Origin of the sequence: Hyphomicrobium sp., assembly GCF_041659645.1 — a bacterium.
In the GTDB taxonomy this organism is placed as follows: Bacteria; Pseudomonadota; Alphaproteobacteria; order Rhizobiales; family Hyphomicrobiaceae; genus Hyphomicrobium_B.
Window position 1 is genome coordinate 169,928 of record NZ_JBAZXX010000001.1, and the last position, 19,381, is coordinate 189,308.

At 52.4% G+C, this 19,381-nt stretch carries 11 protein-coding genes and 4 pseudogenes; 5 read left to right on the top strand and 10 right to left on the bottom strand.

What is annotated here, in order from left to right; translation table 11 throughout:
* Window positions 1-63: 63 nt before the first annotated feature.
* Window positions 64-219: pseudogene (locus WC811_RS00785) on the top strand (integrase core domain-containing protein); the annotation flags it as partial.
* Window positions 220-449: 230 nt separating this feature from the next.
* Here the strand turns inward: WC811_RS00785 and WC811_RS00790 are convergent.
* Genes WC811_RS00790 through WC811_RS00800 form a run of 3 tightly spaced genes read right to left on the bottom strand, consistent with a single transcriptional unit; the run spans window position 450 to window position 3,396 of the window.
* Complete coding sequence (locus WC811_RS00790; protein ID WP_372639886.1) at window positions 450-1,103, bottom strand: 2-C-methyl-D-erythritol 4-phosphate cytidylyltransferase; 654 nt, start codon at window positions 1,101-1,103, stop codon at window positions 450-452.
* Window positions 1,103-2,506 (bottom strand): sulfatase-like hydrolase/transferase, encoded by a 1,404-nt coding sequence (locus WC811_RS00795; protein ID WP_372639888.1) that lies wholly within the window; start codon window positions 2,504-2,506, stop codon window positions 1,103-1,105. The genes WC811_RS00790 and WC811_RS00795 overlap by 1 nt, the downstream gene beginning before the upstream one ends.
* Complete coding sequence (locus WC811_RS00800; protein ID WP_372639891.1) at window positions 2,503-3,396, bottom strand: glycosyltransferase family 2 protein; 894 nt, start codon at window positions 3,394-3,396, stop codon at window positions 2,503-2,505. The genes WC811_RS00795 and WC811_RS00800 overlap by 4 nt, the downstream gene beginning before the upstream one ends.
* A gap of 538 nt (window positions 3,397-3,934) precedes the next feature.
* On the opposite strand from WC811_RS00800, the gene WC811_RS00805 reads away from it, so the two are divergent.
* The gene (locus WC811_RS00805) at window positions 3,935-4,114 is read left to right on the top strand and encodes a hypothetical protein (RefSeq protein ID WP_372639893.1); all 180 of its coding nucleotides are present in this window, start codon (window positions 3,935-3,937) and stop codon (window positions 4,112-4,114) included.
* 533 nt (window positions 4,115-4,647) lie between these two features.
* Window positions 4,648-5,913 (top strand): hypothetical protein, encoded by a 1,266-nt coding sequence (locus WC811_RS00810; RefSeq protein WP_372639895.1) that lies wholly within the window; start codon window positions 4,648-4,650, stop codon window positions 5,911-5,913.
* Between the two features lie 94 nt (window positions 5,914-6,007).
* Here the strand turns inward: WC811_RS00810 and WC811_RS00815 are convergent.
* Window positions 6,008-6,564: pseudogene (locus WC811_RS00815) on the bottom strand (IS3 family transposase); the annotation flags it as partial.
* Window positions 6,565-6,657: 93 nt separating this feature from the next.
* Between WC811_RS00815 and WC811_RS00820 the strand changes: the two are divergent.
* Window positions 6,658-7,734 (top strand): hypothetical protein, encoded by a 1,077-nt coding sequence (locus WC811_RS00820; protein ID WP_372639897.1) that lies wholly within the window; start codon window positions 6,658-6,660, stop codon window positions 7,732-7,734.
* Window positions 7,735-7,793: 59 nt separating this feature from the next.
* Here the strand turns inward: WC811_RS00820 and WC811_RS00825 are convergent.
* The 4 genes and pseudogenes from WC811_RS00825 to WC811_RS00840 form a co-directional block, all read right to left on the bottom strand.
* Window positions 7,794-8,012: pseudogene (locus WC811_RS00825) on the bottom strand (transposase); the annotation flags it as partial.
* Window positions 8,013-8,727: 715 nt separating this feature from the next.
* Window positions 8,728-9,690: a glycosyltransferase gene (locus WC811_RS00830; protein WP_372639899.1), complete on the bottom strand. Its 963-nt coding sequence runs from the start codon at window positions 9,688-9,690 to the stop codon at window positions 8,728-8,730.
* 209 nt (window positions 9,691-9,899) lie between these two features.
* Complete coding sequence (locus tag WC811_RS00835; RefSeq protein WP_372639901.1) at window positions 9,900-11,231, bottom strand: nucleotide sugar dehydrogenase; 1,332 nt, start codon at window positions 11,229-11,231, stop codon at window positions 9,900-9,902.
* Between the two features lie 331 nt (window positions 11,232-11,562).
* Window positions 11,563-12,002 (bottom strand): annotated as a pseudogene (locus WC811_RS00840) (helix-turn-helix domain-containing protein); the annotation flags it as partial.
* 320 nt (window positions 12,003-12,322) lie between these two features.
* Here WC811_RS00840 and WC811_RS00845 point away from each other — a divergent pair.
* Window positions 12,323-12,973 (top strand): methyltransferase domain-containing protein, encoded by a 651-nt coding sequence (locus WC811_RS00845; protein WP_372639903.1) that lies wholly within the window; start codon window positions 12,323-12,325, stop codon window positions 12,971-12,973.
* A gap of 312 nt (window positions 12,974-13,285) precedes the next feature.
* Here the strand turns inward: WC811_RS00845 and WC811_RS00850 are convergent, their stop codons facing one another.
* On the bottom strand, window positions 13,286-15,352 hold the full coding sequence (locus WC811_RS00850; protein ID WP_372639905.1) for a methyltransferase domain-containing protein: 2,067 nt from the start codon (window positions 15,350-15,352) through the stop codon (window positions 13,286-13,288).
* A gap of 107 nt (window positions 15,353-15,459) precedes the next feature.
* On the bottom strand, window positions 15,460-18,375 hold the full coding sequence (locus WC811_RS00855) for a glycosyltransferase (protein ID WP_372639907.1): 2,916 nt from the start codon (window positions 18,373-18,375) through the stop codon (window positions 15,460-15,462).
* Window positions 18,376-19,381: the final 1,006 nt, after the last annotated feature.

Consider the following 19,381-nt stretch of genomic DNA (forward strand, 5'->3'; position numbering starts at 1 on the left):
GACTGATCCGCTGCCTGGTGTCGGCTTCGAGCTATTGTGACCCTGGCGGCGGCTTGGCAGTCTTGGGAAAACGGCTTTGTCGAGAGCTTCAACTCACGGCTCAGATCATCGAGAGCTGGCGCCGACATTACAATGCCGTGCGACCACACACCTCGCTCGGCCAATAAGTCGCCGGCCCCGGAAGTCTTGTTCCCGTACTGGGCTGCTTGGGCTCAATAGCGGGCCGCGCCCGCTCCATCGTCCATGCCGTCTCTAGGGAAGGGACGCGCCATAAATTAACATTGGACTTGGGCCACTCGGTGGGAGCCTATCAGCGACGGCCCACACTTCCTTTTTAAATCGCCGTTAGGCTCAAAGCTGCAATTCGCTTGCTCTTGGCGGGCGAACGGAGATTGTAGTTTTCGAAAGGTGATATTAATAGCGCGGCCGCGATCGACTGGATTAATTTATCACACTTTTTTCGCCGCCATCAGGGCCTCTGCCAAGTGTAAATCGCCTTCGGTGGTGATTTTAATGTTGGTCGGACTTCCGTTGACGAACTTTGTGTGTACTCCGCCGCGCTTCAGAATATCGAGAAGGCTGGGATCGGAGCTTCCCTTGGATGGGGGAGTGCAGGCATATCCAGCAAGAACAGCATCACGGGAAAAAATAACGGGCTTTTGCCCAATCAGGACGTCCCCCGGAGCATGAAGTAAAACGCCGGCCTGATCATACAGAAATTCGGAATTGGCTAAGCCGGGAGCAGCGGCGCCGCTCCTCCGTGCCTCACCAATCAACCGTTCGACAAGATCGAGGCTCGCAAATGGGTGTACCACATCATGAAGCAGCAACCACGGTGCTGTGGCCTCGGCGATTAGCCGACGGGTAGTTTCACTCCTGCTGGAGGCACCGCAGATAATCGTGACGCCTTCGCCACCGACAAGATCCGTCGCCCTTTTGATGTCGGATGTCGGCACAGCGACGATCGTGGACTTCGAGATCTTCTTCGCTAGACGTACCGCATGTTCCAAAAGTGTGCGGTCACCCAGACGCACAAAGGCCTTCGGACCTCGCCCCAGACGCACACCGCTTCCTGCGGCTTGAACGAGGACCTGAACGTCCATTATCTGTAAGCGGCCGCGGCTGCCGTCGTTCCCCAAATCCGACGAGTTATGTCGTCGCGGCGCGAACGGGAAGTTTCTCTCGTCGGCAAATGCGGTTTCATCTCAGCCGATCCGAAGAAGCTATCGTATCCGTGCCGGTTAATTCGGTCGCACGTTTTGAGATCGAGAACTGCCAACGCTTCATCGGGATTTCTGCGCGCAATTACATAAGCATTCTTAGCCGCGACATGATCCTTCAGCGCCCCACGCAGGTTAGTGAATGTATCCTGCAATGCATTGTTGCTCTGCCACATGTGCCGAATGGTATCGTAATGCGGATGCGGCTTCTGCTGTAGTTCCTGTAGGCGGAGCCTACCGTCATCAGTCAGTTCGAAATGATTCAGCAGGTTGCTGTGGTTACCCGGATCGAGTTTGTAGGCATAGAGTTCGAGACCGCGCGAGCTGACCAATAGAGCGTGTGACCGATCTATGGCAGCAAAACACTTTCGCACGTCGAGTTCCGCCGAATCGGGTTGGTTTGCGGTGAAGTTCTGCGAAAAGGCGACATATCGCATTTGCGTGCCCGTCAGGCTCTTCCCGGCGGGATACCGCGTTTCGATTCCAGAAAGACCAAGAAGGTCGAGGCAGGTTGGCGCAAGATCGACGGTGCTCGCCAGCCTGTTGTCGGCGCCAATTGGCACGTCCGAATCGCAGATCACTAGTGGCGCATGCACCAAAGGGGTAAATGGTTCCAGGCCATGCAGCAAGCCGTTCTTGAAACCATGTGTCCAGTGATCGTCGCCATGATCGCCATAGACGATGATAGTTGTTTCTTCTAGGAGACCCCGGCGGCGAAGGATGTCGAGCACCATACCCAGAAGAGTGTCGGTGACAGCGCACGCGCCACCTATAAGGTCCTCAAGGCACGAGGCATACGGCGCGAGCGCAAGGTCGGTTGCGATATGGGGCACGAGATTCCACATATAGATGGCGAATGGTGTCCCCTCTACGCGCTGATCGAATTGCGCCAGGAGATCACTAAAATCGTTTGTGCTCCAGACGGGAGGCACGCTGGCAGAAAGCAGCGGAAGCATCGCCTTGGAAATTGCGCTAGCGCACAAGAAGGAGGTTTTGTATCCCGTCTCCGCCAACGCGAGAAACAGGCTCTTCGTGTCGCCCGCAGGGCGCGAAACACCCGATGCAGCGTCGAGTTCGCCATCGTTGCCGTGCATAAAGGCCGAAATGGCCATCTGCGTCGAGGTCGCCGACGAGAAATACGATCGGTAGACGCGGGATGTTTCCATCAGACGGTGCAAGTGCGGAAACGCTTCAGGAAAGGCTGACAGCCTCTGCCAAGCAACACTTTCGAGATGAAAGACCAGAAGGTTTTTCCGCCGTGTGGCGGATGGGCGAAGGGACATCATGAACTTCGGTGCCTCCGGTCGGCAAATATCGCGTTGAAATCGAAGCCGAGGAGTTCCGGAATCTCTGGCTCCGATTTTTTCGCTGGTTCCACTGGCTTTTGCAGTCTGGCTGGCTTTCGCCAGCCAAAAAATGACCGCCCACGTGACGGAATCGGGTTCTCAAAGGCTCCAATTCCCTCAGCCAGATCGATATATCCTCTGCCCATCGAGATTCTTTTGAGCTTTAGTCCTGCTTCGTCGATGAGATGGCGGTATCCTACGGCCTGGTCGCGGCTGTCGGGATCGACCATGGAAAATTTCTCGAAGCGCGCAACCCGATCCTGCCGTTCAATCATCCGCAAATGATAAAGATTGGCGCGCATGTTAGCGCGGGACTCGTGTTGCAATTCCTGCGGAAACCAAGGTTGATGCATCCCCGGGCTGCGCAGCGTGATCGTGGGGGGCAAACGGAACATGCGGGCACTCCAGCGCGGCTGACACAGCCCGTCGGCGCGATAATGATTCCGCGAATTCCAGAGATTGACTAGTTGCAAAAGACGAACAGGCTCGCCGCGCTCATCGCCCATGCGAGCCTCGACCCGCAATCGTCGCAGAAACCTTTCCTCGAACCTCTCATCGGCATCGGCGCACAGAATCCAATCTGCTCCCAGTCGCGCTGCCTCGGTCAAGAGGCGATGGCGATTTGAGACTTCATGGGCATGGGCCGGGCTCAACCGGTGCTCGCGCAGCACCGATATAACTTTGGGCTCCGAGCGAAGGATGTCCGCTGTGGCGTCACTCGAACAGTCGTCCAGCGCGATTATAGCATTCACATACGGCGCAAGATGAAACAGAAAGCCCGGCAGATAGCGCTCTTCGTTCCGGACGGAGATCACACCAAAGATGTTCATGAAAGGCTAAGAGGCCTTGATTGAGCAACAGCCTTCGACGCGGCTGAAATAGTCCAGGATATTCTTTCACATAACCTATTGGCGTTGACGGCCACTAGTGTCGGCGCGCGTCTGTCCGCTGTTTTCCACGTGAATGTTGTCTCCCGACATGCCGTAAGACCCACTTCGACTAGTGGTTGAATTGGCCCCAAATCGTCACCTGCGGTTCCCGCACCGAAGCCTGATGCCATTTCTTGCCGCTTTCTCCGCGTTACGCGCCGCCGGCGTTTTTATCCTCACCGCCACCTCAATGACTTACTCGACTAAGCCATTGAGGTGGCGACTTAACGGTGTCGGCTTTGACCAACTCCGATTTCCCTAACCCGACTGATTTCTCGTAGCCATTATCTTTCTAGCGGCGCTGACGGTCTTCCTCTGCCACAAGTTCATTTAGTGGCGATTTCTGAAGACTGACCGGAATTAGACAGCAGCCTCGGTCGCTGCAGCCGCGCCCATTGCGGTGAAGTGAGGGGAATTTCCGGCTGTAAACGATTTACTCATGTCAAACTCCGCGATTGAGCTTTATCGCGGATGCGGTTTTCGCGAATGCGGCCGATATCAGCTGTCGCGATTTTCTCGGGATGGCCGATCCGATGAAGTGCTGATGGAGCTGATGCGCTCCGATTATTCACCGGTCAACGATATCGAGCAGGAGCGCGCGCTCAACGCAAGCAAATAGGTGCTCCCGCAGAAAAAAGTATCTTTGTTTTTTTGAAGTTTGTTCGTATACGCCAGCTCACAACAGCATAAGCCGGGAGCTGATCGTGGCTGCGTTGTCGCAACGACGACAAACCGATAGGATAGTATTGTACCGTCGGACTCCGGTGCAGAGTGTCATGCGATGATCTGGCGGAGCAAGCAGAAGATTTCTCAGTTCAGCAGTTTGTCTCTGAGCCGGGCGTTAAAGGTCTTGAGCTACCCGTTTCCCAAGGACTGCTTGGCGCTATATCCGCCGTCATCGCGCCGACGACTGCGATCCATTTCTGCGCGGCTTCGGCGATAAGCTCCGATCCATTGCCTGAACGAATATGTCCCAATCGCTGCGCTCGTCGAGCAGCTCGCAGTATGTCGATGACATCCATCGAATTGAGTTACACCGTGCTCTGATCGCCAGGCTTTCATGCATAAACTCATCGACGACGTTGAGCATGCGCGAGCGGGCCTGCACGAACATCATCGTTCGGTAGTCAAAGGTTTTTGTAACGTGGTGGAGTGACCGCTACTCATACTGCCCTCGATGTGGCAAGACGTTCGCCAAAAAGCTGTGGATCTCGCGCTGATTACTGGCTTTTTGCCTATGCCAATTTGCCTATTGACTGCCATCCTTCGAAGAAGGGTGGGCCGATGAGCAGGCAAATATTCATACACATTGGTGGCGAGAAAACCGGCACAACGACGCTCCAGCGTTTCCTTACTCGGAACACGTCGGAGCTGAAGAAGGCTGGCTTCTTCTATCCTTGCGAAGCTCATAATATTTGTTTTGAAAGCATTGCGCATTTTCCAATTGCCGCATCTTTGGTTGGCCAAAGAGTTGAGTTTGTAAGTGAGAAAAGGCAGCGCACGCTTCCGCTTGTTCTTGGCGCGCTCACGCGTCTAGTAGAATCGACGGACGCACCAGTTATTCTATCGTGCGAGCATTTCTCTTCTCGGCTCACTCAAGCCGATCAACTCACGATGCTGCGCGCTGCCTTGCGGACTGACGATATCAAAATTATCTACTACATCCGTGAGCCGTCCGATCTCTCACTCGCCGCGTGGTCAACGGGCGTCCGTTGCGGCAGAACAAAGGCGTTCAACGCCAGCGATGTTACGCCTGAAAATCGGTACTTCAACCATCTCGAGCCTCTCAAGTTATGGGGTTCCATATTTGGCGACTCCAACATTATCGTGCGGGAATACAACCGCTCGCGCCTTATTGGCGGCGATATCCGCAAGGATTTCTGTGAACTGTTGGAGATTGAGCTGCCGCGCGCACAATTTGAGAACGATGAAAACCAGTCATTTGATTCTCAGCGTCTGCAAGTTCTCAGCTACGTCAATTGCGGGCTATCCCAATTTCATGAATCTGAAAATGGATGGCGGCGGGCACAAAAATTAAGAGAGATCATTTCGACCCACATTCCCTGCGGCGAGTCCTTGAATGGCTCGATGAGTGAACAAGAAAGAACCGACATAAAATTGCGCTTCAGCGAAATTAATCGAGAGATTAGTGAGCGATACTTTGATGGTCGCCTTTCACACGACTGGTTTCCGGATCGTAACGCGGAGGATCCAGGAATTGGCAGTCATTCTCAATCTCTCGACGACATAACGTCCATTCTTAGAGAAACCGTTATTCGTATCGCCGACACGTGTAGCGATTACGAAATGAGACTTCGGGAGGTGCGGCCCAAAAGAAGAAGGAAGCTTCATAAGCTTTTAAAGCGGCTCAGACGGAGATTTTTTCAAAGTGATTCTAGAGCTACCGCGCAGCCGTAAGACCGGAATCGTGGACGCTATTTGGCCTTTGCGCCATACGCTTGAATCAAATCGGGCTGCGGATTGATTCACACCACATCCTATTTCGCGTCGGAACCTGCTCTGCCCTGAGTTTACGCCGAACTCTGATCGCCAGGCTCTCGTGCGTAAACTCATCGACGACGTTGAGCATGCGGTATTTCCTCCCCTCGTGTGTCCGATCTTCGACGAAGTCGTAAGACCACACATGGTTCCGGTATTCCGGGCGTAGCCGAATGCACGAGCCGTCCGCCAGCCACAGACGTCCGCGTTTGGGTTGCTTGTAGGGAACTTTCAGCCCCTCCCGCCGCAAGGTGCGCTCGACCCGCTTGTCGTTGATGAGCCAACCGGCATGGCGCAGCAGAGCGGCGATCTTGCGATAGCCGTAACGCCCACACTGACGAGCCAGTTCGATGATATCAGCGGTGAGCCGCTCTTCGTCGTCACGCCCCGTGGGCGCCTTGCGGTGCGTCGACCGATGCTGTCCGAGCGCCGCGCAGGTACGACACTCGGAGACGTGAAGTTCACGTCGAACATGGTCAATACAAACGCGGCGGCGCGCGGGGCTTAGAAGTTTCCCTTGGCAGCCTCCGCCAGGATCAGTTTATCAAGCGTCAGATCGGACCCGACGCGAAGGGACAGAGCAACGCTTACTCGGCCTGTCGGCACGAAGGAGCGCAAGAAGCGCAGCCGCCCGTCTTCAGAGAAGCAGCAGAAAGCCACCAAATGATGTGGATGACCGATGCCGAACCCGTAGACCCCGACAGCACGGCGACGGATATTGGACACCTCAACGCAGGACGGATAGCCGTCTCTCAGCTTGCCGTAGGTACCGCGGCGGACCCTTTTTTGAAGCGTGCGCCATCGCTCAGGAGTTTGGAATTGCGGAGCCATCTTTTGATAGCCGGAACTGGACGTGCCGGTACGAGCTTGCTGGTACGCATTTTCGATGCTTGCGGGTTTGAAACGGAATTGGCGCGACACCCCGGAGGGACGTTTTGGGACGAAGATGCTAACGCCGGCCTCGAAAGCCTACCTCTCGCCGGTGACGATCAGCCGTATGTAGTGAAGTCTCCGTGGAGCTATCAATTCATCGAAGAGATGTTGAACTGCCCCGATATACAATTAGATGCTGTTTTGGTTCCGATAAGAAATCTTGCCGATGCTGCTGCGAGTCGAATAGTTCTGGAGTTACAACACCGCTATAGGCGTGGATCTCCCGATTCTTTTTTGGAACATCCGTGGAAAGATTGGGGGGCAGTTCCGGGCGGAGTGGTGCACTCCTTGGAACCGCTGGATCAAGCGCGGATATTGGCTCACTCATTGTACACCTTGATTGAGCCCTTGGCCCGACGTGAAGTTCCAATTAAATTTCTCTCTTTTCCTCGGTTCGTCTCCGATCCGGAATATCTCTATCGCGCGCTTGGTGAGATTGTCCAATCCAAGCTCACTCAAGCCGAGTTTTGTCGTTGTGTTGAGACGGTCGTCAACCGCAAACTTGTCCGGATAGGCTCCGCGGAAAAAATACTATTAGGAGAACTAAGCGAGACTCCGCCACCATCCCCCTGTGAGGCGACCGTACTGCCAGATTTTGAAACGCTGGATCGAACGGCGCTCAGGCGCGAGGTGCAAAGACTAAATAGCAAACTTCTGGAAGTAAGCGAGAAGTGCAAAAAACTCGAGGTACGGTGCCAGCGACTGGACGCTAAGGCGCGCCGCCGAACCATTGCAGGCCGCTTTTGCCAAGCCAGGGACTATCTCTTAGGCAATTTGCCAACTAGACGGGTCTTGCGAACTGCTTAGCTAGCGTCAGGTTGACTCTGCTGGAGTATTGCCAATCGGCTCTGATCGGCCTCCACCAGGATCAGTTTATCAAGCGTCGAGTCAGACACCGCTTCGCGAAGACGCCGGTTCTCAAGCTCCAGGTCCTTCATGCGCTTCACCTGATCGGTCTGCAGACCTCCGAACTTGCGCCGCCAGCGGTAGTACGTCACCTGCGTCACGCCGAGCGTCCGCACGACATTCGGAATCTTGCTGCCTTGCGCGATGAGCACATCTGCCCGACGCAGCTTCGAGACGATCTTTCCGGCTCGTAATTTCTCTTCGCCGTATCCGTCCCCCTCGGGGGAAAATCCATACTTCGAGACGGACTAAATTCAGTGGGGGAGGATCAACTCTCAGGATGGATGGCGGCGCGCTCAAAAATTGAGAGAGCTTATTTCCGCACATATTCCCTGCGGCGCGTCCTTGAATGTCTCAATAAGTGGACAAGAAAGAGCCGATATAGAATTACGCTTCAGCGAAATTAATCGAGAAATTAATGGGCGATACTTTAATGGTTGCCTTTCACAGTACTGGTTTCCGGATTGCAACGTGCAGGATTTAGGAATTGGCAGTCAGTGTCAATCTCTCGACGATATTACGTCCACTCTGAGAGAAACCGTTATTCGGATTGCCGACACTTGTAGTGATTATGAAATGGGAGTTCGGGAGGCGCGGCCCAAAAGGAGAAGGAAGCTCGGTAATCTTTTTAAGAAACTCAGTCGGAAATTTTTTCAAAATGAAACTAGGGCTTCTGCGCGCCAGTGAAGCTGGCATTATAGATGCTATTTGACTTTGGCGGATTGATTCACGCCACGTAGCGCGGTGTCCTTACGATCATTCGATACGTGCTCCAGAACATTGATCGCCGTCACGACGTCGACCGCCTGCCTCGATCTTCAAGTTTGTCAAAGATGAAATGAAGTGGACCGCCCGCTCATCGGATCTAAGTCAATCGCGGGCGCTATCAAGTAATTATTTTCGCCGAACGTTTTCGAAGAGGTCGATAATTTTCTTGGTCCCAGAGGGTTGAGAAAAACGGTCCATAAAGGCGTCGTATCCATTAGCAGAAATTCGCTGCCAAACGTTGTTGTCGTAATAGGCGTCCATGATTAGGTTAGAAATTTGATCCGGAGTGTCGGCGACGAGCACATCACTCCCATGCGTTAAGCCCATCCCTTCCGCCGCAATTGAGGTCGCAATGACCGGAACACCATAGCTAAGGCTACTGACAATCTTTCCCTTAACACCTCCGCCGTAGCGCAACGGCGCGACGGTTAGCCGACTTGCAGCAAACAGCGGTGCTAAATCTCGCACGTATCCTTTCGCGATAATCCGTTCAGAGTTTAATTGCGTGATGCTATTTGGCATGTGAGAGCCAGCTATAATGAAGCGGTCTTGAAAGCCGTGCCTGAGAAGCTTGGGCCATATCTCACCAACAAACCACTCTACGGCATCAATGTTTGGTGAATGGAGAAATCCTCCTATAAACAGCAGATCTCGCCTGATCGGATCGGGCGCCAAGGCTCGCCTGTAGAGCCGACAAATTTTTCGCAATCCAATCCGGTTTTCGTATTGACGGTTCCAAGGTATATGAGGCGTTTCTCGCAGAATTGGGATGTGATGAACATTAGCTCCCGGCACGAGTTGATGTACTAACTCTTCCTCTGATGCACTCACAACGATTGCCGCGTCTGCTCTCTGCATCAAATCTAGTTCTGCTACCCGCGTTTGCGTGGCTGCTTTCGCCAGGTCTTGATTACCGGTCAGTTCCGCTTGTCGTTGCATGCGAAGAAAATGAAGGTCAACCGCGTGGAAAATGATTTTCGCATTTGGCGCGGCTCGCCTCGCTTTGTCGAACAACGGCGCTGCCGTCGGAGCCCTGTACAGCAATATAATATCTGACTTAGGTCCGATCTTGCGGAAAACCCGGTCCATCGACTTCCATAGTGGTGCAGATAAGGTCCGGATCCCGAGTTTCCTGAGCGCCTGCGTGTACGGGGATCGTGCTTTCAAATCGTTGGGAGCGAAAGTTATTTTATATCCTGCTCGGGATAATATTTGCAGATAAGAGAAGGTGCTCGCTGACCCACTATCTAAATCGGGAGTCGGCGTGCTGTGGTCCACGACAAGAACGCGCCCTCGTTTCATTCAAATCGATCAATTCTAAAGGTCGGCACAAATGCCTTGATACGACTTTGCAATTGAGAAATTGCCTTTGCGACGACCACCAAATCCCAATCTTCAGACAAAGAAATTTCGCTAAGAAGCCGATGAGCGAGATCTGCCGGAAGCTGACTTTTGACCGTAGAAAGATCGACTCCATGGTCGCAGATAAAATCTGGATCGTAGATGTGGAGGTTATAGCCTCGATCCAACAGCTCGTTTGCGAGCTTCACGAGCGGGCTGTTTCGCACGTCGTCCGTGGCGGGTTTAAAACTCAAACCTACGAGTAGTACGCGAGAGCCCGGCTTCACTCTCGCTTCAATCTCCTCGATCAGAAAGAACAGGTGCGAGTCATTGCTGCGCAGGATGCTGCTCATAAGAGGAGCGGAAACTCCTGTCGCTTCCATGCGTAAGGCTAGCGCGCGCACGTCCTTCGGAAGACAAGGGCCTCCGAACGCCATCCCGGGGCGAAGGTATGCAGCAGAAATATTCAACTTTTGGTCGGCAAGAAAGATGTCGAAAATTTGGCTTGGCGTCGCCTTTGCACGAACGGCGAAACGCGCAATTTCGTTGGCGAAAGCAACCTTTAGAGCGTGAAAACTGTTGTCCGCGAACTTCGCAAGCTCGGCCACCTCGAAGCTGGTCAGGAATTTTTCGACGTCAAAGTTTTCGAACAGACGAAGTAAGAGCTTTCCGCATCCCGGCCGACGTTCGCCGATTACGATGCGAGATGCATCGTAGTGATCTGCCACTGCGCTACCCTCGCGACTGAATTCTGGCAGATAAGCGACGTCATACCGACCACCTGGAGCTTCGTCCGCTGATGAAATCAAAGCCGGCATCACGACATCGCTCATGGACCCCGGGAGCATCGTGCTCCTTACAACCAATAAAAGCGGTTCAAGATCACCACGTCGCAAATGAATTGTTTCACCTAACGCTCTGACCGCTGTAACTACCTCTGATAAGTCTAGGTCCCCATGCTGCAGCCCGCGCGTACCGACGCAGAGGAATACCAAATCGGAATTGACTATTTCGCCAGTTTCATTTGTGACGGAAAACCGACCGTCAGCATGGCCCTGGCCGATGAGAGCGTCGACGTGCGGTTCTCGAAAAGACGGTTTGCCGACGCCCGCATTGACCAGAATTCGGTCGTCGCATTCAACTCCGATGACATGGTGACCGTCGCGAAGCATCGCAGCAGCAGTTACTGTGCCAACGTGCCCGAGGCCTATGACCGCAATTTTCAGTTTCGAATTGCCGTGAAGCAGTTCGCTGGCCTCAAGATATTTTTGTGGTTGGTGAAGGTTCAAGGTCTGCTCCTGGGCCGCCGCCTAATGTCATCCCAAAGGATTCCAGCGGGATCAGCAACCGTCGGTTTTATCAACTTTGTTGATAGGTTGTGGAGAACATTCCTGAACGGAGGATTTTCGGTTTCTACTTCGCATTCTTGCTCGGCGTTGAAGTTGTGAGATCTAAAGTTCTCAAGCTGCTGAGGCGCCCCCCGTTAGTGCGGTGCGTCGGTCACCCACTTCCCATTGACTCCAGTGCAATGAGTTCCCGTTGAGGGAAACACCGTTGTGGCAGTCGATGCCAATGCGGCCGGAGGCGCCGAGTCGCACTGAAAGCCGCGACTGCAAAGCGAGTGGTAAGCAATCCCCCTGTAAGAATGTAACGCGAGAAGTTGTTGAGAATGGTTGAGAGATAGAACCAGCCCCAACCGATGACCTTGAGATAGGTGAAGTCGGTCTGCCAGAGTTGATTGATCGCAGTCGTCTTGTTCTTGAACTCATCTGCGGCCGTGATGACGATGAATGCCGGGCTGATGATGAGGTCGTGGGTCTTGAGGAGGCGATAAAGAGAAGCTTCCGAGAGGAAGTAGCGCTCGTATCGGCGAACCGGGTCGCCCGTTCACGCGGCGACAAAGTGGGCTCATCGAGCTCCATGTCGATGATGCCCCGGCGAACTTCATCAGGAATGCGGTTCCATATTCCCGACGGCTTCGACGGCTTGTCTTGCGAGGCTTCAACGCCGCCCGATGGATAGCGATCATACCAGCGATAGAACGAGCCCGGCAGAATGCCGGGTTGCGATTTTCTCGGGATGGCCGATCCGATGAGGTGCCGATGGTGCTGATACTCTCCGATTATTCACCGATCAATGACATCGAGAGGGAACCCGTGCTCGACGCCGGCAGATAGACGCCCGAAGGAAACAACATCTTTGATTTCAATAAAAAATTCAGATTAAATGACCGATGCCCCCGGTCGAACTCGGGAGCGGCGCTAGTACCCGAATTATCACATGACGGACGCACCAAAGATGGGGTGAGGTCCGGGGCGGACAAGAGACACCGAAGCCCAGGCTTCAGAAAAGTACCAGAAAAGAGGGGCAACTTGCAAACATGAGTCTGTGGTCCGAATTTCTGACGAACGAGCAGCGCGTCATCCATAAATGGAAGCACTATTTTCCGATCTACGAGCGACACTTCAGCCGGTTCGTCAACGCCGACGTAGTGTTCATAGAGATCGGTTGCGGTCAAGGTGGGTCGCTACAGATGTGGAAGCGCTACCTCGGGCCACACGCAAGGGTTGTTGGGCTGGATATTGATCCGCGCTGCATCGAGTTTGCGGATGACCAGATAAATATCCGTATCGGCGACCAGTCGGACACTAAATTTCTCGCCGAGGTCGTCAGTGAATTCGGACCACCGGACGTCGTGCTTGATGACGGCAGCCACATCATGCGCGACGTCAAAGCGTCGTTTGAAGCTCTTTATCCGATGGTGGACCGCAACGGTGTATATTTGGTCGAAGATTTACACACCGCATATTGGAACGAATATGAGGGCGGTTTATGCCGTTCGGATACATTCATAGAGAAATGCAAGACACTTATCGATGACCTTAACGCCGATCATACGCGGGACGCTCTGAAGCCGACAGATTTCACGAGGTCAACGCTCTCGATGCACTTCTATGACAGCGTCGTTGTCTTCGAAAAAGGACGACATACGGCAAAGTTTGCTCCGCAAATTGGACGTGCCTCCCTCTGAATTTCAAACTAAGACATTATCAAAATGTGGAAATAGAAACGATACCGCAATGTCATCTTTGAAAAAACGGAATATGAGTGGCTCGGATAGGGGCAGCGGGCCAGCGTCCCCCTAATCCAATTCCAGCCATGACTGATCGTCTTCTATTGGTGGCCTCCGCAAGACGAGCTTGTCGAGTGTCAGATTGGGTACCACTTTGGGCAAGCGCTGGTTCTCAGGCTCAAGATTATTCATCCGTTTGACACCTTTGTCTGCTGTGCGGAGAATACTGTAGGAGAGCAGCATAACCCATAACCGCGATTGCCGGCCCCCTTAACTTTCGCGTACTCTGCGTTGAGCGCAAAACGCAAAAGATGGCCCATTCGGGTGGTTCGGGTGATCCAACGTAATGTCGATTTGATTTAAGCCTAGCTCCCTCGCAGCATTCAAGATGGTGTCTTTTGTCAACCAAATCGCATACGGTTCGCTACCACCGCAAAATCCGTTCCATTGCAATGCGTCCCGATAGTAGCGCTTAGCGCCGATGCCTTCTTTCCCAAGAGAAGAAATTACTTCGTAGTCTTTAAAGTAACCTAACTGTCCCGAGGCGCGGATTGCGTCTTCATCATAGTAATGAGTCCACACATACAGCTTATCCGTAACTTTGCTAATCTTTGAAAGTAGCCCAATCGGATCGGTCATATGATAAAGGACGCCGCTGGCTATGACGGCGTCGAATTTTGTATCTACCGTGTCGAGAAACAAGCTAAAATCGCCTAGCTTGAATTGGACGCGGTCGAGATTGAAGATCTCCTTGATACATAGACATTTTAAAAAACCGAGAGTGTTGGCTTCGACCGCAACTACTGATCGTGCGCCCGCTTTCTGAAGCATATAAGAATGCGCTCCTTCCAGAGGTCCGAGCTCTAATAGGCTTTTGTCTACGAAGCCGCCCAATATCTCTTCGGCCCAGCGAATCCGTCCATCTTCAAAAAGATTTGCAAATCCTGGTTTAGCAACAAGTGTTGAGTCCGTCGGCATCGCCGATGACCAATCGTCGTTAAACATATCAATAACGTTCTGCGCCGAAGGCGCAGACTTGACATAGCCGCCAGAGAAGTTTTTCTTCGTGTGCGGCAATGTTTGAGGAGCGCTATTTGTTTGAGGCTCAATCAGGCCAGTTACATCATTGGCCAATACTGGCATTGTTAATGCATCGCATGGTTGCGCAGCGTAGCGCTTTAATCTTTCCCAGCGGAAAATTCTTTTTAACTTCCGCTTCGAGCCCCGAATGCCCGGAATGTAATTTAGTATATTTTCGCGCTTAGAAGAGACGATTACTTTCGATTCTTGCGATTTCATCGGCGCGCCCATGTTTTGCGGGGATTTCTGGTAGGTTTCCGATTCGAGAAGCGATTTCTTCATTCGCTCCCAGCTCTCAATAATGGAATTCTTATCGTCGCTGGGCACCATATGAACGTAGAATTCCAATTCGTTCCGCGGCGTTTCGATGTAATGAGCGCAGGCAAAAGTTAGCAAATCTAACTCCGCCATCTCTTTGCATAGTTCGGCGAATGTTATCGGCGTGAAAATCCAACAGTGAGAATCGTGATATGTTCCATTTACGATAGAGTCTTTTGCCGCCTCAATACCGAGCTTTGTTGAGCTATGTGGCCGCAAATTTTGGATATCGAGAGTGCCGTTCCAAGCGGCAGCGCAATCAACCACACGAATGTAGGTGCAATGTTCAATAATCATGCGCGGAGTCGGGGCTCGCGCCCGCCGAAGATAGGCATCCAGCACGTCATGAATTCGCGTTTCAAACCGCAAAAAATCGAAAGTATATCTTCGATCAGGCACCGCTAGGCGCAGCGATCCTGTGGCCTTTAGAATTGAGCGGATTTCGGCGAGCCACGTGATGAGGTCGGGGACATGTTCGATGACGTGGGACGCAACGACGTAATCGACTTTGTTGTCGATCCCTATGCATTCGCTGAGTGTCTGTGAACCCCAAACGGCATTTATCTGTACGATATTGTCGTTGTCGACGGACGGATCGTTGGCGTATTTGGCGCGAATATCGTCAGTATCGGCATGATCGACGAAAAAAATATCGCCCTCCTCCGGCCACACCAAAGGGGATGCGAGGGCGCCAATTTCGAGACCCTTCAACTCCGATAAATCGAGGTTCGCCAAAATTTTATCCCGGCGCGTAGCCTTAGCGCCCTTAGGAAACGGCAGTTTTAAGGGAGCTGGACGCATCCGCAAATTCAATGCGCGCCTATCACTCACCCCGAACATTGCATAGTGCGCAGCTCCCGAAGCCAATGCGCCCGAACTAACTGCAGCAGCTACATCTGGGTTTGCGGTGAGATAAGCTTCCTCATCAAATGATGACATATCGATGCACCTATATGTTGTGCGGACCCAGTTCCTGCGAACCCCCGCTAAGCCCCAACGGGGAATTGCGGATAGCTCGCTCCAGACGTGAAGTGAAATTCTTTCCGTTAACTCGTCGACTCGTCTTCCTTCAAATAGCGGGACCAGGGTTTGAGCCGGCGTGAATAACGCGCCTTTTCGTAATTCGAAGAATTCAGAGCGAGGTTCAGGTTGTAAAACGGGTCATTTGCGAATACATCGGGCCATTTCTTCCGCATGAATTCACAATCCCGACGAAAACGCTCGCGTTTTTCCGGCGTCGACTCGGCGCCTCGAGTTACGGACTCGTGATGAATCAATTCAGCGAAGGGTGTCCAAACGTTTCGATAGCCCCGTTCCTGGACTTTCAGACAGAAATCAACATCATTGAATGCTACGGGAAGTTCTTGCTCGTCCAATCCTCCAACTTCCTCATAAATGGATTTTCGAACAACGAGACAGGCTCCCGTGACCGCAGAAACAGCACGCGTCAGCACGGCTTGCCCCATATATCCGAGCTCCCTTTTCGGAGCGAAATGAAAGGCATGTCCAGCGAAGTCGCCAAGGCCGATCACAACACCAGCATGCTGGATTCGACCATCTGGATATAACAGCTTCGCGCCCACCGCACCGATCTCTCTGCGTATGGCGTGGGACACCATTTCATTTAACCAATCCGCTCCGATGATCTCAATGTCGTTATTCAGCAGCGCGATAATGCTGCCTTTTGCTTCGCGAACAGCTGCGTTATTCATGGCTGAATAATTAAATAGGCCGCTGTGCCGTATAATTCTTACGCGCGAATCCCGCTTGAGTTTCTCAAAGAGAGAAATTGTCTTCTTTTCCTCGCTGTCGTGGTCAACGATGATGACTTCGATATTAGGATAATTTGTACCATTCAGAACCCCGTCAACCGCAGTAGACAAAAGGTGATGGCAATCCTTTGTCGGAATAATAATGGAAACGAGCGGCTTTGGCGACGGAACGCGTCGAATAACGCGTGAAAAGTTTTCGGCGCCCGGCGCCGCGGTTACCCTTGCATCTTCACCCTCAATATCCAAATACTCTTGAATGGCTTTGCGTGCGGCCGTGGTACATTTTTCCAGCTGAGCTTCTGAGAAGCTCGGTGCAATGCTTCCTCGACGCCAATGGTATAAAAAGCTTGGGATGTGGCAAATTTTTCTCGCAGTTGTTTGGGCCCATGCCCGGAGAATGAGGTCGTAATCCTGACTTCCTTCGAACCCCTTCCGGAAGCCCCCAATTTTATCCATGAGACTTCGTCGATAAACGCCTAAGTGACTCACCATGTTCTGGCCGAGTAAAAGCTCTGGGTTGAAATCCGTCTTGCAATATCCGCCGTGTATCCGGCCGTTTTCATCAATGCTGTCCTCGTCAGAATATATAATATCAACGCTCGGACTTGCATTAATTGCGACGGCTACTTCGTACAACGCGGTTTCATTTAAAACATCGTCATGGTCCATCAGTGCGATGAATTCCCCTGATGCCAATTTCAGAGCCGAATTAGTCGCCTCGGAAATATGGCCGTTTTTCTCTCGGTGGACAACTTTGATGCGGGAGTCCGCTTTGACAAATTCATTAAGGAGAGGAGCAATTAACGGGCTCGGGGAGGCATCGTTAGCGATGCACAATTCCCAGTTCGGATAACACTGTCGAATCACCGAATCGATTGCTTCCCGAAGAAATGATTCTGGAGTATTGTAAACGGGCATAACAACCGAAATAAGGGGTTTTAGATCAAGATCGGCTAGATGGTTTGCAATTGCATGGCGCGCGGAAGCGGTCAGGCCGATTTCAAGTCTCGTAAATACTTCGCGCCGGTCTATCCATCCACGCCGCTCAAAATGCAGAAGCGGATTGACATTTCGCCTTTTCACATCGGGATTATTGATCATATATCCTTGAGTAGAAAAAAACGGCCCTGGATCACGGCCTTCCGTCGCACCGTACTCAATATAATGCTTGGCCGGATCCACCCTGCTGGCCGCGACGTCGGGATATGTTGTCCTATACCAATCCGGATCAAAGAAAATTGATGAATTTATTGCGTTTTCCTTAAATTGTTTAGGCAATAGTCGGGACTGAATTTTGAGTGAAAGTCTTTTCAGGTTAGGGGCACCTTTTCGAAGTTGAAAAGCTCTTCGGGATAGTGCCCTAGTTACTTTGGCTTTCTCCTCGGTCATGCGATCGATTTGACCTAGCACGCGGTCGAGTTTCTCTCGCGTTCGCGCCAATTCGAGGTCCTGTAGCAGTAACCGGCTTTTGTATTCTTGACTTTGCCATTCCCGCGTAACTTGCGCACCTAACGTCGAAAATATCAGACGCCAATCTTCCGCGGTTTTCGCGTCGGAGGTGAATAGCGATTGCAGAGCAACAGGGGGATTTTTGGCCGCGACTATGCCGAGGCCGTATCCGTGGACGAATTCGAACGTCGCGTGATTTGCCTTAATGTCGTCGAAAAATTTCCATACGCCGAAATTTCGCTCTCGAACGTTAGTGTCGTGGAATAAAACGACTGCGTCATCAGTGAGCTTGGCGCGCCAGCTTTCGAAATCTTCTCGGACGTCCTCATAAAAGTGGCGCCCGTCAATATGCAGTAAGTCGATGCTTTTGTCAGCAAACTCCGAAAGCGCGTCGCTAAATTTTGACCGAACTAACCTTGAGAAGTTTGTAAAAATCATATTGTGGTGTTTTACGGCCTCGAAAACTTCTTCGCCGTAGAGCGCCGAATGTTCGTCTCCCTTCCAGGTGTCAATCGCACAGCACGACGTTGGGATGTGCAGTCGCTCCACAGCTTGGCAGAAGCAGAAATACGAAAATCCGGAATGCGTCCCGAGCTCTACAAAAGTTTTTGGGCGAAGGACGTCCATTAGCCAGAAGGCAAAAGGAGCATGTTCAAACCAGGCCGACTGCACTTGGTAGTCGGGCGTCCACAGCGCAGCGCGAGTGAGCGGAATTTTCTCAGCGATCTGTTGAAATGTCATCTAACTATACCTAGCGTTGATGGCTGGCTTAGAAGCGGTCATCTCCGCAGCGTTGATATAGGACCAAGTCACTGTTGGTGATGACGCGGTAGACCTCGTCTGCCGATACACAATATTCGGAAAATTTTATGACGATCCGACGAAAGGCTATTCGCCGTCCGGCTTCAAGGGGAGCATGGGCTCCGCCGATCTTGGCTTTTATAAACTCAGCGATTGAAGTCATCGTACGATCGCCGTGGCTCTTGACCGTGAGATGCGTCACGGCATCAAGTCGAAAAATTCCCAGAGGATCGATTTTGAAGCGTCCATCTCACAAGCCTCGGCGACAGTGTTGCGTTTTTTCTTGTCTGGTGCCAAGGAGGGGGTAATCAGCCGCACGTGGCCGGTTCTCGGAGTTCAGTATGCTGGACACGTCGTGCGTAAAATGTTGAACGACGGCCGAGCCGATAATGCGAGCTCTGCATATAACTATAACTTTCATCCCCACCTCTGCCTAAGTTGGGCTTCGCCGCATCTTTAGCGTGGCCTTCATGTGTTTGTTTGTGCCGGTCTAATTAGGAAGCGATCGCTTCCGGCGTCAAGTCATTGAGGCTCGCAAGAGGTCGATTATGATTGTAGTCGAACGATACGTTGGGCCGAACGGCATCGTAATATCGATGCCAGCCCCGCATACAATCTACTCATCGCGGGACGAATGCATTACTTCCCCTTTTAGAAATTCACCTCCCAGCCAGGCATTGAAGCTCTCGATGTAGCCGTTTTCTATCAGGTGAGCATGGCCCGGTGGACACCTTCTTCGCACCGACCGATGCGACGCACTCTATACTGCCTCATCGGGCAACTTTCGGCGGGTCGGCTAAAGGTTTCTTACAGGCAATCTAAACGAAGGCGTCGGTGGTTCACCGGTGCTCGCGCGAAGGAGACCGCGGCCAAATGCGCAGTCGACCCGCCTATCATTGACGAGCCAACTGGCATGCCACAGCGGCGAGCTTGAGACGACGGTCCC